The organism is Sporomusaceae bacterium ACPt (genome assembly GCA_041428575.1).
GTDB lineage: Bacteria > Bacillota > Negativicutes > Sporomusales > Sporomusaceae > Sporomusa_D > Sporomusa_D carbonis.
The window spans coordinates 1,430,014-1,443,159 of the sequence record CP155570.1; the positions used below are offsets into that span (position 1 = coordinate 1,430,014).

Consider the following 13,146-nt stretch of genomic DNA (forward strand, 5'->3'; position numbering starts at 1 on the left):
ATCAGGCAAGGTAGTTTTGCCCACTTCAACATCGATATCTCCTCCAGTAACATTGTCTTACTTAATATAAGACCAGGATCAAAGCAAAAAAGTTCACGTAAAAATGAATGTTTTTATTATCGTCTGAATAGACAAATACATGCGGTTCAAAATATCTTCTGCGACAGGGCAGGAGGTTGGGACCTGACAGGTTCCGCCTCCTGTTTTGTTATTCTTCTTCCTCCGCAAGCGTAAAAACAAAAAAATCAGATAGACCTGGCATGATTCGGTAGAAAAAGGTGGAAGAAAAAGTAAAAAGCCTGCAAGGTAAAACCCTCGCAAGCCTTTTTAGTACTGGTGGAGATAAGCGGGATCGAACCGCTGGCCTCTTGAATGCCATTCAAGCGCTCTCCCAGCTGAGCTATACCCCCATAATTAAGTAAATCGCAATTACAGTTGTAATTATACTGAGACAATGTCATAATGTCAAGAGCAGTTTTTCTGAAAATGTGTTTTCTGAAAAAATTAAATAACTGTTTGCAGGTACTTATTAAAGCTATGCAGAATACTTCTGGCATAAATGTGACTATAATCAGCTTATTGAACGTGAAAGAAGGAACTCACTATGATGCTTATAAAAACCGGACTCTTGATTGACGGCACAGGCGGTGCGGCTCACCCAACCTGCTATCTGGCCATCGAAAACGGCCGCATTGCCGGCAGAGGGCAGGCGGGAGATTTTGCTACCGCCGATGTGGCGAAGGCGGTTGATTTCTCTCCATATACTGTTATGCCTGGGCTCATTGATACCCATGTACACCTTTTTTTAGAAGGTATTTCCGACTTAAAAGCCCGTACACTTAGGTGGAAGGAAAGTAAAGACACCATACTCATTCGGGCAGTAAATAACCTGGCTTTGGCACTTAGGCAAGGTGTAACCACTGTCCGCGATTTGGGCGGGCCATATGGTATTAATGCTCTTCTGAAAAAGGCTGTCAGTCAAGGCGTAACTGTTGGTCCCCAGGTACTTACCGCCTGTCAAGCCATCTCAATAACCGGCGGCCATTTCCATTATGCCGGCGGGCGGGAAGCTGACGGACCGGAAGAGATGGTCAAGGCAGTGCGCGAACAGGCCAAAGGCGGCGCTGATTGCATAAAGATTATGATGACAGGTAGTGTTAATTTTATCCGTCAGGATGCTGGTGTGGTCGAACTGTCGCAGGCTGAAACCCAGGCGGTGGTCCATGAGGCGCAGCGGCTGAATAAACCGGTTGCCGTGCACGCGAACGGTGTGGATGGCGTTCGTCAGGCCCTGAGTGCTGGCGTGTCTACTATTGAACATGGCGCGCTTATTGATGAGGTTACGGCTGACTTGATTGCTGCCAGTCAAGTTTACTGGATTCCTACGTTGGTACCGTTTGAACGTATGCTGGACTATGGCCGTAACCATCGGACCAAGACGCTGCCTGCTGAGGGGATTGAACAAGTTTATTTCCGTCATCAGGCCATGGTATTGCGGGCGTATCAGGCAGGAGCAAAAATTGTTGCGGGCACCGATGCCGGGGCGCTCGGCGTCGAGCATGGCGATGTGTGGCGGGAGATTGGCCTGCTGGTCGAGTGCGGCTTGCCGCCGGTAGCTGCGCTTCATGCCGCAACCGGCCTGGCAGCCAAAGCAGTGGGGATGGACAGCCAAATAGGCACAATTGAAACAGGCAAACGGGCAGACCTGCTAGTCTTGGAAGGTAATCCGCTCATGGATATAACATGCATTAGAAAAATCGTTACAGTATTTAAAAATGGGAAGGAGTATCCGAGATGATTGAGCTTATTGGCAGTATTGGCATGGATAAAATTTTTCGGCGGCAAGGAGCAAGTACTGCACAACAATCATAGTGACGGAGTTGGTGACAAGTGATCGAAGCAATCAAAGACCTCAAGACCGGGTTAGCCCAAAATGGCTATCTTGCTGATGACAACTTGGCGGCAGCCGTTTATTTGGCGGAAAACCTGGGAAAACCGCTGTTACTGGAAGGTCCGGCCGGCGTTGGCAAGACTGAACTGGCCAAAGCGTGGGCACGGTTAAGAGGGTGTCAGCTTATCAGGCTGCAATGTTATGAAGGATTGGATGAAAGCAAAGCTCTTTATGAATGGAACTATCAAAAACAACTGTTGTATATCCAAATTGAAGCCCTTGCAGAACGGGGCTGGGAAACCGGGCGGCAGCAGATCTTTGACCAGGAATTTCTCCTTAAGCGTCCGCTTTTGACAGCGCTTACCAGCTCTGAACCGGTGGTGCTCTTAATTGATGAGATTGATAAAAGCGACCAGGAATTTGAGAGCTTCCTCTTAGAAGCTTTATCAGACTGGCAGGTAACCATTCCCGAACTTGGCACAATAGGAGCTGTTACCCGTCCCCATGTAGTGCTGACTTCGAACAGTACCCGCGAACTCGGCGATGCCTTACGCCGGCGTTGTCTGCATTTTCATATTGATTATCCGGATTTTGAGCGGGAACTGGCCATTGTTGAACTTAATGCTCCCGATATTGACCGCAGGTTTGCCAGCCAGCTTATCGAATTTGTCCAGAATGTCCGTAAGCAGCCCCTAAAAAAACCACCCAGTATTACTGAGAGTATTGATTGGGTGCTGTCCATGAACTTATTAGGCGGGGAACTGACAGCTGACAAGGCGCGTGCCGCGCTTACCGCCTTGCTCAAATATACCAAAGACCGCGAGCTTGTTGCCGATAAGCTGCCATACTTGATAAAACCATGAAACAGTTGATTGTGGATTTCGTTCGTCTGTTGCGTCAAGCCGGTCTGACGGTAACTACTATGGAGGCTGGTGATGCATTAAAAGCCGCTGAACTTACCGGCTTTGACCCGGCCCTACTGCGGGCTGTATTGGAAACAACACTGGTCAAAAGCATGTGGGAGCAGCCGGTATTTGACACGCTGTTTGCCTTATATTTTGACCTTGAGCCGGTAGCACCGCCTGGACAAGCCAAACCCAAGCAGGCAACACTGACGATCAAAGGCGTTACCGCTGACGGTAGTGGGCGCAGCTCATCCGGGGCCGGGGGGGATGCAGAAGGGCTTTTGGAAACAATTGCCGGCCAGCCGGCTGCCGTGCTCGAAGAGCTGGCAAGGCAATTTACGTTTGATATGCAGCTTAATAACGCCCTGCCGGAAGAAATTTCGTTAAAATTGCGCGAAGTTCAGGTAAGTTTAAGATGGTTTGAAGCTGTCAATAAAGTTGAACGCCGCTATGCCACTGGGCAAATAAAAGAAAGAGATTTTCGGCAATGGCAAAAAATCTTTAGCCAACTTGAAGCGGCCATCCGCCGGGAACTGGAACGCAAAGCCGTGTGGCAGTTTGGCCGCCAGCATATTGTCAAACTGGTTGAGTACGCCAATATTCGCCGCCGGGAGTTTGACTGTCTGGCAGCTGCCGAGGTAACTGCTGTTGAGCAGGAAATTGCAAAATTGGCGAAAAAGCTGGCCGAGCGGCCGGGGATTCGTATGCATGGAGCTAAACACGGTAAGATAGACATCCGCCGTACCTTTCAGGAAGTGGTGCGGACAGGCGGGTGGCCGCTACGGCTCAAATACCGGGATAAAGTCAAGAGCAAAGTCGACTTGTGGTTGCTATGCGATGTATCCAATTCAGTAGAACGGTTTAGCCGGTTTATGCTGCAACTGGTACACGCGGCCCACCGGCGTTACGCCAATATCCGGTCATTTGTTTTTGTCGATGAAGCCGTCGAGGTTACTGAATGGTTTCGTACCCAGGATGTTAATGCTTTTTTGCAGGCCAGACATTTGCGCGACCGCTTTAACCGTCGTGTTGGGCTGTCACGCTATGATCTGGTATTTGAGCAAATAGCACGCTATGAACTATCAGCCATTACTTCGCGCACAAAACTGATTATTTTGGGTGACGGCCGCAACAATTGGCACAAAGGCGGCGCCGAAGAACTGGCGAAGATTTCCGAACGGGCTCAAGCCGTTTACTGGCTTAACCCACTGCCCGCTACTGACTGGTTTGAGGGTGATTGTTTGATGCAAGAGTATCAGCCCTATTGCCGCCAAGTATTCGAATGCCGCAATCTGGAACAATTAACAGATGTAGCCAACCGGATTTTATAATCAGGTTGGCTACATCTGTTAGGCAGAATTTATAAAAAGGCGGTAATACTAACATTGATATGGTTCGGCCAATTTAATTTCTTGGGAGGTGAATTTGTGGAGTGGATAGTATCACTTATGAGCATTATTATGGTTAATTTGCTTTTAAGTGGCGATAATGCCCTGGTTATTGCTTTGGCTAGCCGCAAGCTGCCGCCTGAACAACAGAAACTGGCCATATTTTGGGGTGGAGCTGGCGCAGTCGGGTTACGAATACTTTTAACATTTGCCGCCATAGTTTTGCTGCAAATTCCCTTCTTACAACTAATTGGCGGCTTGGCGCTGCTTTGGATTGCCATTCAGCTTTTAGCCGGTGACGAAGAGCATCATGATGAAATGGAAGCCAAAAGCAGCTTATGGGGGGCGGTCCAAACAATCATTGTTGCCGATTTGGTTATGAGTATTGACAATGTAATTGCTATTGCCGGGGTGGCTAAAGGAAATATTACTTTGCTCATTATTGGCTTAGTTATCAGTATTCCGATTATCATCTGGGGCAGCAGGCTCATTCATATGCTTATAGAGCGCTGGCCAGTAATCATTACTGTCGGGGCGGCATTTTTAGGATGGACAGCCGGAGAAATGGCTATTGGTGATAAAAAAATTATGCCGATGGTGGAATCCTATCCTTGGATGCACTGGGCAATACCACTGGCCTTTGCCGTTGTGGTTATAATTGCCGGTTCCATGCTGGCGAAATCCAAACAACAGGGGGGAACCAGGCAAAAAAACAACCTGTAGCTACAAACTTCAGGTTGTTTTTGCATATCTGAATGAATTGCTATTGATTACGGCTATGTCAGTACCATGCCGAACAGGCAGACTGTGAGGACCTAAAATTTAAAGTTTCCGTCCAAAAACCATCCCTCCTGCGTCTTAACCGCTTTTGACCAGGTAATATCAGGGCTGGTGTTTTCCGACCCGGTAAATAAGCTGTACTGTTGATAGCGGTAACCTAAAGTGAGGGAATTGTCACGGCGTTCTGCCACATTATAGCGCAGGCCAATTTTTCCGTCCAGCATCTGGCCTGAGCCTGTATGTTCAAAGTCTAGTTCGCGTAAGTTCCACCAGCCACGGCCTTGGACAAGCGTCAACGGTGCGTAGGCGATACTACCTACCATTGCCAGTTTTGACGTCAGTTGTTTAGTTGCGGCGAACCCGGCATGCGGTCCCTGATAAGTCAGAGAGTAAGTCGAATTAAGGTCAGGTAAAGAAGAAGCCGTTTGACTATAATCCATAATTGAATAATAACCATCAGTCATTATATATTTGCTATGCGAGTACCCATAGCCATAAAAAAATTCAGTACCAGGGCCAACAGCCTGTTTCAAATCGATATTAAAAAAAGTACTGCTGCCGCTGGTAATAAACGTGCCATAATACCATAAGTCCGGCTTGCGCGAGTAATCCCAGTCAGAGTCAGTGCCGGTGGCCGGTGTGAGCGCGCCTAATATGCCTGCTTCAATACTCAATTTGCGTTTAGCAGACAGGGGCTGCTCATAATTGGCAGTGACGTAATTGCCTGATTGAGGATAGTAAAGCTCGGAAACTCCGGCATCATCATTAGACATGTCTGAAGCGCCGGAGCCGGGAAAGGCGATGCGCCACATTTGCGAGCCGCTGGCTTGCCAACTGCCGATAGACAGTGTAAACGCTTGAGTACCCTGAGGCAAAAATAGTACAATCGAGGCGATCACGAGGGCGACAGTTACACGTTTAAGCACGAGGCCAGCTCCTTATTTACATAATGTATACATTACTATTTCGCCGCCTAAAAGCCAATCACCTTTCGCGTTGCCGGAGGTATTTAATGGTTGTTTGCTCTTGCTTGGCACAAGCCAAGTTTTTTTAAAATGACAATGATTTTTTTGGACAGGCTTCAATACATTTTCCGCATTTTAGGCAGTCGCTGTGGATAAACTTTGTCCCTTTGGCATCATAAGGAGTAAGGGCAAAAGGACATGTTTTGGCGCACAATTTACAGTTTACACAACTGCTATTAACATTGAGCGGTTTGGCTTTGCGGCTCAGCCAGCTGGCCATAGTGCCCATAGGGCAGAAGGAGCACCAGGTGCGGTGGTTGTAGAGAAGGCCTAGGATTAAACCAATAACGGTCGTAATAAAAATAATGCGTAAAAACACCAGCCCCATCTCATCTAAGTTTCCCCAAGCATAATACATCTGCGTGCCAAACACTGACATGATAACAGCCACCATCAGCAAGCGGAACCCTGTAGTGGTGAATACAACCGGGATAGGCTTGCGAGGTGAGAATTTGGCCAAGATGTTGTCGTATAAACTACCGCGCGGGCAGTAGTTGCCACACCAGTGGCGGCCCTTAAAAGGAGCAATAAACACAGGCGCCAGCATGCAGACCAGAGCGGTAAGGCCAACTGCCGGATATACATAGCCGACCGCTAAATAAATGAAAAACAACCAATACATATTTATCGCTACCTCCTTTATTGACTTACCCCCTCCCCTGGGGGGTGTGGTATAATTATATCTTAAAAACTTAATCATGGCAAGAAAAAAAGATTGCTGTACTGTCTTCACAACGACTTAGTATAACTTGTCATTGTGAAGACAGTACAGCAATCTATCTTTATTAACACGGTATTTTTATTTTCCGTCCATACGTCTGGATGTAAGATTCGCATGGCTGTTCATCATGTCCCAATACTATTGTAGCGCTGTGAAGAAAACTTTGGTTAAGAAAATAGCGTAGATCATAAATGCGTACCAGTTTGGTATTTTGAACATCATCTTCATGTTCAGTACAATAACTAAAGGGTGTAAAAGATGCAAAGAATTCGCCCAGTACGGTTTTCTGGGCTCCCAGCTCGGCCGAGGACAATGCTTTTTTGGTCAACTCGGTGTGGATTTTGAGTATCGGCTGGATAGCGCCGAGTTGTCCGACAAAATAATATTCATGGGTTTCAATAACAAAATCCCAAAGCAATACACTTTTCAGTGAAGGCAGAACCAGAATCCGGACAATACCAGCGGCAGAAAAGCAGCGCCTGAGATAAGTAGTCGCCCGCATTTTTAGTGCATATCTTATAAAAGCATACATGCCAACCGAGGCAAAAAATAGCAGCGAAGTTTCGCGGGCCGGTAAGCCCTGGATAAATGGAACCAGCATAATGACCAAGAGTAACGGGTCAAATACGTTTAACAGGCTAAAGCTTTTGCGTCCCCGGTTAAACGGCCAAAAAATCGCCACCCCGTGGGCATTAAAAAAGTCAATAATGATATGTGTCAAGCCGCCTAAAAACGACCAGACAAATACTTGCTCCAATGCTGCGGTGGGCATAAACAAGAAAAAACCGACAGAAATTAAAGCTGACCACATCATAAGGCCAGGGACGGAGTGGGAAAAGGCCCGGTGTTGTCGGAGGTAGGCAAAATTGCCGCGAATTTGGGCAATTATATCAAAATCAGGCGCCTGAGCGCCAATAAGACTGGCTAAATAAATTGGATCGTTAAAGCTTAATGGGTGGTCTGACAGTCCGGCAACGGCAATACCCAGTAAAGCATGGGACAATGTGTCCATAAAAATACCCCCCCCATTAGGTGACATAACATATCGACACCGATACATTATATCACACCTGGCGGGGAGGCGGTCTATTGGTAATTAGTGGACTCATGGGCTGTCAGTGGAGTAGTGTTTTTACAAAAAATGATACTGAAGAGGTTGTGTATAATTTTTTATTGACTGAATGTTTGTTATGTAATATCATAAAAGTAACAACTGCATACCCTAAGGGGGAGTAACTAGCAGGTACAGTCAACATAACCTGCACTTAACTCGGTGCATGGCTGTGCCGTTGGAGCAGTCCAACAGTGAGACCTTTAGTATAACATACTTTAAGGTCTTTTTGTTATTCCTAAAAAAGGACCTTACGCCGGTAGCGGCAAGGTCCTTAATTTTTTTTCGAGGGAGTTGATGCTGTCGTTTAAAGCTCTTAGTCATGTTGATAATTAAACTAGTATTAGGTAAACTTAATTTAGGGGGTTATTTCGATGGAACTATTGATAGCGTTAGGTAGTATTACACTGATTGATTTAATACTAAGCGGCGATAATGCTGTTGTCATAGCTCTGGCTAGTAGAAATCTGCCGCCTGATCAGCGGCGTAAAGCGGTATTATGGGGAAGTGCTGGCGCCGTATTACTGAGAATTGTGCTTACCCTGGTTGCTGCTGTCCTGCTCAAGATTCCTTATGTGCAATTTTTTGGCGGTTTAGCCTTGGTATATATTGCCGTCAACTTGCTGGCCGATGAACACAAGGAAGTATCCTGTGAACAAGCTAGTAGTTTCGGACAGGCATTGAAAATCATCATTTTTGCCGATTTAATAATGGGTCTTGATAATGTGCTGGCCATTGCCGGTGTAGCTGACGGCCACTTCGGGCTGTTAGTTTTTGGTCTGGCCTTAAGTGTACCGCTGGTAGTATTCGGCAGTCAGCTGTTAATGAAACTTATGGAAAAATATCCGATCATTGTTTATTTGGGTGCAGCTATCCTCGGCTGGACAGCGGCCAAGATGATGGTTGCCGACGGGGTGATTGGCTTATGGTTACAGCGCTATTCGCTGGTTCTGGAAGTCGGGGTTACCCTAGGTGTTTTGGCTGTAGGCTACTTGCGAAAACACCGTAATAAAGAAGTCTGTAAGGAAGATGAGAAGAGTGGAGCTTGATCCGCAGTTTGCGCGGTCGCTTGTTGACATTGTTACGGCTGAGGAAGAACTTAAGCTTAAAGGCGTGCGGCAGGGGTTTAATGTTCCGATTGTGTTTGGTGATAGCTGTGTCGGGGTTATCGGCGTTTCCGGCGACCCGGACACAGCAGCTCCCTATGCCCGGCTGGCAGCCAAATTTGTAGAAGCCGCTTTGGAGTCCAATGCCCGGCAAGAAAAATTGGTGCGGGCCCTTAAAGAAAAAGAGGAAGGAAGATGTCCATCATCTTGCTGTACAACTCAGACCGGTTCTTTTGGATGATTTGGGACTGGTAGCGGCAGCGCAGCCAATAACTGCTTTTTGCGATTGCAATACAAATATCAGGAAAAATTGCTGCTTGCTCGTTAGTGTATGGTTACCGTGTGGCATCGACTTTACCCAGCCCGCCTTTGGCGGGGACGGTGCCAGCGCTTAAGTTAGTGCCGGAGCCACGGGTATATACCGGGATTTTTTCAGTATTGGTCAGTACCAGTACTTTAGATATTTCTTCGGTAGTAGCCGGTTTGACAACAGCATCAGGCATATGGGAAAAACCACATTTTAAATTGCCGTCAGGCAAATTATAACAAATTAAAAAAAGTTAATTTTTTGTCACGCCATCAGCGTATTATTATGTTACAATGATATGGTATCAATATCAATTACTATTTAACCTGACCGGAGTGATTACATGACTACTGAGCTCTTATTGTACTTGTCGCTGCTTTTGTTTATTACAGGTGTACTGTCAGCATTTGCTTCCAGTAATAACAAAATAGCAAACTATGTTGCACATGGAATGGCAGCGCTGGGATGTCTGGCAGCCGTACTGTGTGCAATCTTCATTTTTGCCGGCGGCACGGTTGATTTGGCTGTGTCGTGGCCTAAGCCGCTAGGCCTGATTACTATCAGGCTTGATTATCTGGCCGCATTTTTTTTGTCAGTCATCGGTGTGGCAGGCTGCGCTGTAAGCATTTATGCCATCGGCTACAGCCGTGAGTATTATGGTGACGGCCGCCGTTATCAGGCCATGGTTGCGCTGTATAACGCCTTTTTGTTGTCCCTGGTTTTAGTTGTCACTGTCAGTCATGTGGCAGCCTTCATTGTAGTATGGGAACTTATGGCGGTAACTTCTTTTTTTCTGGTAAACTATAAGCATGAACACGCCGGGGCCGGGCGGGCCGCTTTTGTCTATATTGTCATGACCCATATTGGGACAGCCTTTATTATTACGGCATTCCTTTTACTGGCCCATAAGGCCGGCAGCTTGGATTTCGGCAGCTTGGCCAGGGCAGCAGGAAATCTTGAGGGTTGGACGAAAAACGCGGTATTTTTGTGTGCGCTTATTGGTTTTGGCGCCAAAGCCGGCATTATTCCCCTGCATATCTGGCTGCCCCGGGCGCATCCGGCAGCGCCCAGCCACGTATCAGCCTTGATGTCCGGGGTTATGATTAAGACGGCTATTTATGGTTTATGCCGGTTTTATCTTGATTTTTTGGGTGTAGGTCCGGCCTGGTGGGGAGTGCTTGTCATAGCACTGGCTGTTATTTCATCGGTGCTTGGCGTATTGTATGCCCTCATGGAGCATGATTTGAAGCGACTGTTGGCGTATTCCAGTGTCGAAAACGTTGGTATTATTCTGTTGGGAATGGGCGCCGGGCTGATATTTGCTGCCAAAGGCCAGGGCATGTTAGCGGCGCTGGCCTGGGGGGCTGCGCTTTACCATGTGCTCAATCATGCGATTTTTAAATCGCTGCTGTTTATGGGGGCAGGGGCGGTGCTTTACTCCACCCATACCAAAGATATTGAGCATTTGGGCGGACTTATTAAAAGAATGCCATACAGTGCCCTCTGGTTTTTAGCCGGTGCTGCTGCCATTTCGGCACTGCCGCCGTTTAACGGCTTTATTAGTGAATGGCTGACTTTCCAGGCCCTGTTCTATTTGCCGCAGGCTCTGGACGGAGCGTCAGGCAAAGTGTTTGGTGTGCTCCTGGTTGGGCTGCTCGGTCTTACCGGGGCGCTGGCCGCCGCTTGTTTTGTCAAGGCTTTTGGCGTAACTTTTTTGGCTAAGCCGCGGAGCATTCATGCCGAGCAGGCCAAAGAAGCCGATATCACAATGCTTGTTCCTATGGCAATGCTGACCGGGTTGTGTGTAATTCTTGGGTTGTGGCCTGAGCCGGTTTTTAATCTTCTAAAACAGATTTTAGCCGGTGCGGCCGGGGTTGACGCGTATCAGGCTTTTGCCCAGACGGCGTGGCATGCGGTTATCGTTCAGTCTGGACTTGTAACGGCTAACATTGAAATGCCGGCAGTAGCGGCATTAGTACTGTTAAGCGGAGGGGTTGCCGTGACATTGTACCGGCTATACGGTAAACCACAGGTAACCCAGGGCGAAACATGGACGTGCGGTATTGTACCGACTGCCCGGATGGAATATACGGCTACCGGCTTTTCTAAGCCTGTTAGACTGGCCTTTCGCGCTATTTTGCGTCCGCAACGGGAAACGTTGGTTGATTCGAACCCCAACCGCTATTTTGGCCGCCGTTTGAGTTATCATATCAGCATAACCGATATCTTCAGCCAATTTTACCGGCCTATTAATACCGGCATAATTAATGCCGCGCAATTCATGAAAGCAATTCAGACAGGCAGCGTACAGCTTTATATTGGTTACATTACAGCTATAACCGTACTGGCGCTCTTCTTAAGTACAAGGTGGTGAACGGTTTGGAACAATTGACATCAATATTAACGGGTATTGGCTATGCTTTCAGTATTATGGCTGCGGCGCCGCTTGTGACCGGCATAGTCAAGGCGACCAAGGCCGGCCTGCAAAACCGGCGGGGGCCGGGAATTTTGCAAGCATATTACGATTTGTTCAAGTTACTCAGAAAAGACAGTGTGGTGTCGCCCACCACGTCATGGATATTTACGCTGGCGCCTTATATTTACTTTGCCGGAGCTTTTGGCGCGGCAGCACTTTTGGTGTCAGGCAACTTATTTATGCTGATTTACTTTCTGGCTGCCGGACGGTTTTTTCTGGCGCTGGCGTCGCTTGATGCCGGCAGCGCTTTTGGCGGAATGGGCGGCTCACGGGAAATGTTTATCAACGTGTTGGTTGAACCAGTGTTGTTATTAGTTATGCTCACGGTGGCAGTGCGGGCCGGTTCGACCGATCTTGCGGCCATGATGGGCGCTGCCGCGGCTAACCCATTGTCGCTACCGTATATTTTTGCCGCCATTGCCTTTTTAATTATATTGGTCGCCGAATCGGGGCGCATTCCGGTTGATAACCCTGATACCCATCTTGAGCTGACCATGATTCACGAAGGTATGGTCCTTGAGTACTCAGGGCGCTGGCTTGGTCTGATTTTTTGGGCATCTGCCATCAAACAGCTAGTGTTTATCCTTTTATTTACTACCCTGTTTGTGCCGTGGCAGCCAGCTGAATTGTCCCCGGCCGTGGCGGGGTTGTGGGGAGCCGGCAAGATTCTGGTAACTGCGCTCGTGTTGGCAGCTATTGAAACAAGTACCAACAAGATGCGTCTGTTTAAAGTGCCCGGGTTTATGGGTGCGGCTGGTATGCTGGCGCTACTGGCGCTGGTAGCGCAGTAGGAAGGGGACTTAAACCATGAATTTGCTCATTGTAATTCTGTTATTTTTAGCGCTGTTATTAAGCCGGGTGACCAGTCTTAAGACAGCCGTCAATGTTTTACTGGCCCAGTCGGCCTTGGTAGCGCTGGCGTGTACCATTGTTGCCGTCGATACCGGCGAGGTGCACACATATGTCGCTGCGGCGCTGACGCTGGTTGTAAAAGCCGGACTTATTCCCTATGCTCTATACCGTATTGTCGGTATGCTGCGGCGCGAGCGGGAAGACCATCCAATTCTCAATCCTAATTATTCCGCTATGGTATTTGGCTGTATGATTGTGCTTGCGTACGGTCTTATTGACCGGGCGCTGCCGGGGGTAGTAAGCCGGGATGCGCTTGCTGCCGCTGTCTCAATGACGCTCATCGGGCTAACAATGATAATGACCAGGCGGCAGGCGGTACTGCAGATTGTCGGCCTGATAACGATGGAAAACGGTTTATATCTTGTGGGGCTGTCGGTAACCAAGGGGCTGCCGCTCATTATTGAACTTGGGGTATTTCTTGATGTGCTGGTGGCAGTAGTGGTGTTGGTTATTCTGACCTACCGCTTAAAACGTTCTTTTATGTCGACCGACACCAGCAGGTTAAAAAAGTTAAAGGGATGATA

13 protein-coding genes and 1 tRNA gene are annotated in these 13,146 nt (G+C 47.9%); 9 read left to right on the forward strand and 5 right to left on the reverse strand.

Going from position 1 to position 13,146, the window contains the following annotated elements:
* Positions 1-334 precede the first annotated feature (334 nt).
* Positions 335-410 (reverse strand) — tRNA-Ala (locus tag SCACP_RS07110).
* A 194-nt stretch (positions 411-604) separates the two neighbouring features.
* Here SCACP_RS07110 and SCACP_RS07115 point away from each other — a divergent pair.
* The 4 genes from SCACP_RS07115 to SCACP_RS07130 all read left to right on the forward strand — a co-directional run bounded on the left by SCACP_RS07115 (position 605) and on the right by SCACP_RS07130 (position 4,907).
* The gene (locus tag SCACP_RS07115) at positions 605-1,798 is read left to right on the forward strand and encodes an amidohydrolase family protein (protein WP_425060654.1); all 1,194 of its coding nucleotides are present in this window, start codon (positions 605-607) and stop codon (positions 1,796-1,798) included.
* Between the two features lie 92 nt (positions 1,799-1,890).
* The gene (locus tag SCACP_RS07120; RefSeq protein ID WP_425060655.1) at positions 1,891-2,754 is read left to right on the forward strand and encodes an AAA family ATPase; all 864 of its coding nucleotides are present in this window, start codon (positions 1,891-1,893) and stop codon (positions 2,752-2,754) included.
* Complete coding sequence (locus tag SCACP_RS07125; protein WP_425060656.1) at positions 2,751-4,127, forward strand: vWA domain-containing protein; 1,377 nt, start codon at positions 2,751-2,753, stop codon at positions 4,125-4,127. The genes SCACP_RS07120 and SCACP_RS07125 overlap by 4 nt, the downstream gene beginning before the upstream one ends.
* A gap of 96 nt (positions 4,128-4,223) precedes the next feature.
* Positions 4,224-4,907 (forward strand): TerC family protein, encoded by a 684-nt coding sequence (locus tag SCACP_RS07130; protein ID WP_425060657.1) that lies wholly within the window; start codon positions 4,224-4,226, stop codon positions 4,905-4,907.
* 92 nt (positions 4,908-4,999) lie between these two features.
* Here the strand turns inward: SCACP_RS07130 and SCACP_RS07135 are convergent, their stop codons facing one another.
* The 3 genes from SCACP_RS07135 to SCACP_RS07145 form a co-directional block, all read right to left on the reverse strand.
* Positions 5,000-5,890: a hypothetical protein gene (locus tag SCACP_RS07135; protein WP_425060658.1), complete on the reverse strand. Its 891-nt coding sequence runs from the start codon at positions 5,888-5,890 to the stop codon at positions 5,000-5,002.
* 124 nt (positions 5,891-6,014) lie between these two features.
* Entirely contained in the window at positions 6,015-6,611 is a 597-nt protein-coding gene (locus tag SCACP_RS07140; protein WP_425060659.1) for a 4Fe-4S binding protein, read from the reverse strand.
* A gap of 163 nt (positions 6,612-6,774) precedes the next feature.
* Entirely contained in the window at positions 6,775-7,722 is a 948-nt protein-coding gene (locus SCACP_RS07145) for a metal-dependent hydrolase (protein WP_425060660.1), read from the reverse strand.
* A gap of 473 nt (positions 7,723-8,195) precedes the next feature.
* Here SCACP_RS07145 and SCACP_RS07150 point away from each other — a divergent pair, with 473 nt between their 5' ends.
* Both SCACP_RS07150 and SCACP_RS07155 read left to right on the forward strand, forming a co-directional pair.
* Entirely contained in the window at positions 8,196-8,870 is a 675-nt protein-coding gene (locus SCACP_RS07150; protein ID WP_425060661.1) for a TerC family protein, read from the forward strand.
* Entirely contained in the window at positions 8,860-9,168 is a 309-nt protein-coding gene (locus SCACP_RS07155) for a sugar diacid recognition domain-containing protein (RefSeq protein WP_425060662.1), read from the forward strand. Before SCACP_RS07150 ends, SCACP_RS07155 begins: the two co-directional genes overlap by 11 nt.
* A gap of 94 nt (positions 9,169-9,262) precedes the next feature.
* On the opposite strand, the gene SCACP_RS07160 is transcribed toward SCACP_RS07155, so the two are convergent.
* Positions 9,263-9,466: an FAD-binding protein gene (locus SCACP_RS07160; RefSeq protein ID WP_425060663.1), complete on the reverse strand. Its 204-nt coding sequence runs from the start codon at positions 9,464-9,466 to the stop codon at positions 9,263-9,265.
* Between the two features lie 111 nt (positions 9,467-9,577).
* Here SCACP_RS07160 and hyfB point away from each other — a divergent pair, with 111 nt between their 5' ends.
* Genes hyfB through SCACP_RS07175 form a run of 3 tightly spaced genes read left to right on the forward strand, consistent with a single transcriptional unit; the run spans position 9,578 to position 13,144 of the window.
* On the forward strand, positions 9,578-11,608 hold the full coding sequence (gene hyfB, locus SCACP_RS07165; protein ID WP_425060664.1) for a hydrogenase 4 subunit B: 2,031 nt from the start codon (positions 9,578-9,580) through the stop codon (positions 11,606-11,608).
* A 5-nt stretch (positions 11,609-11,613) separates the two neighbouring features.
* Positions 11,614-12,501 carry a respiratory chain complex I subunit 1 family protein gene (locus tag SCACP_RS07170; RefSeq protein WP_425060665.1) on the forward strand — a complete coding sequence of 296 codons (888 nt, stop codon included), beginning with the start codon at positions 11,614-11,616 and terminating at the stop codon, positions 12,499-12,501.
* A gap of 16 nt (positions 12,502-12,517) precedes the next feature.
* The gene (locus tag SCACP_RS07175; protein ID WP_425060666.1) at positions 12,518-13,144 is read left to right on the forward strand and encodes an NADH-quinone oxidoreductase subunit K; all 627 of its coding nucleotides are present in this window, start codon (positions 12,518-12,520) and stop codon (positions 13,142-13,144) included.
* Positions 13,145-13,146 lie beyond the last annotated feature (2 nt).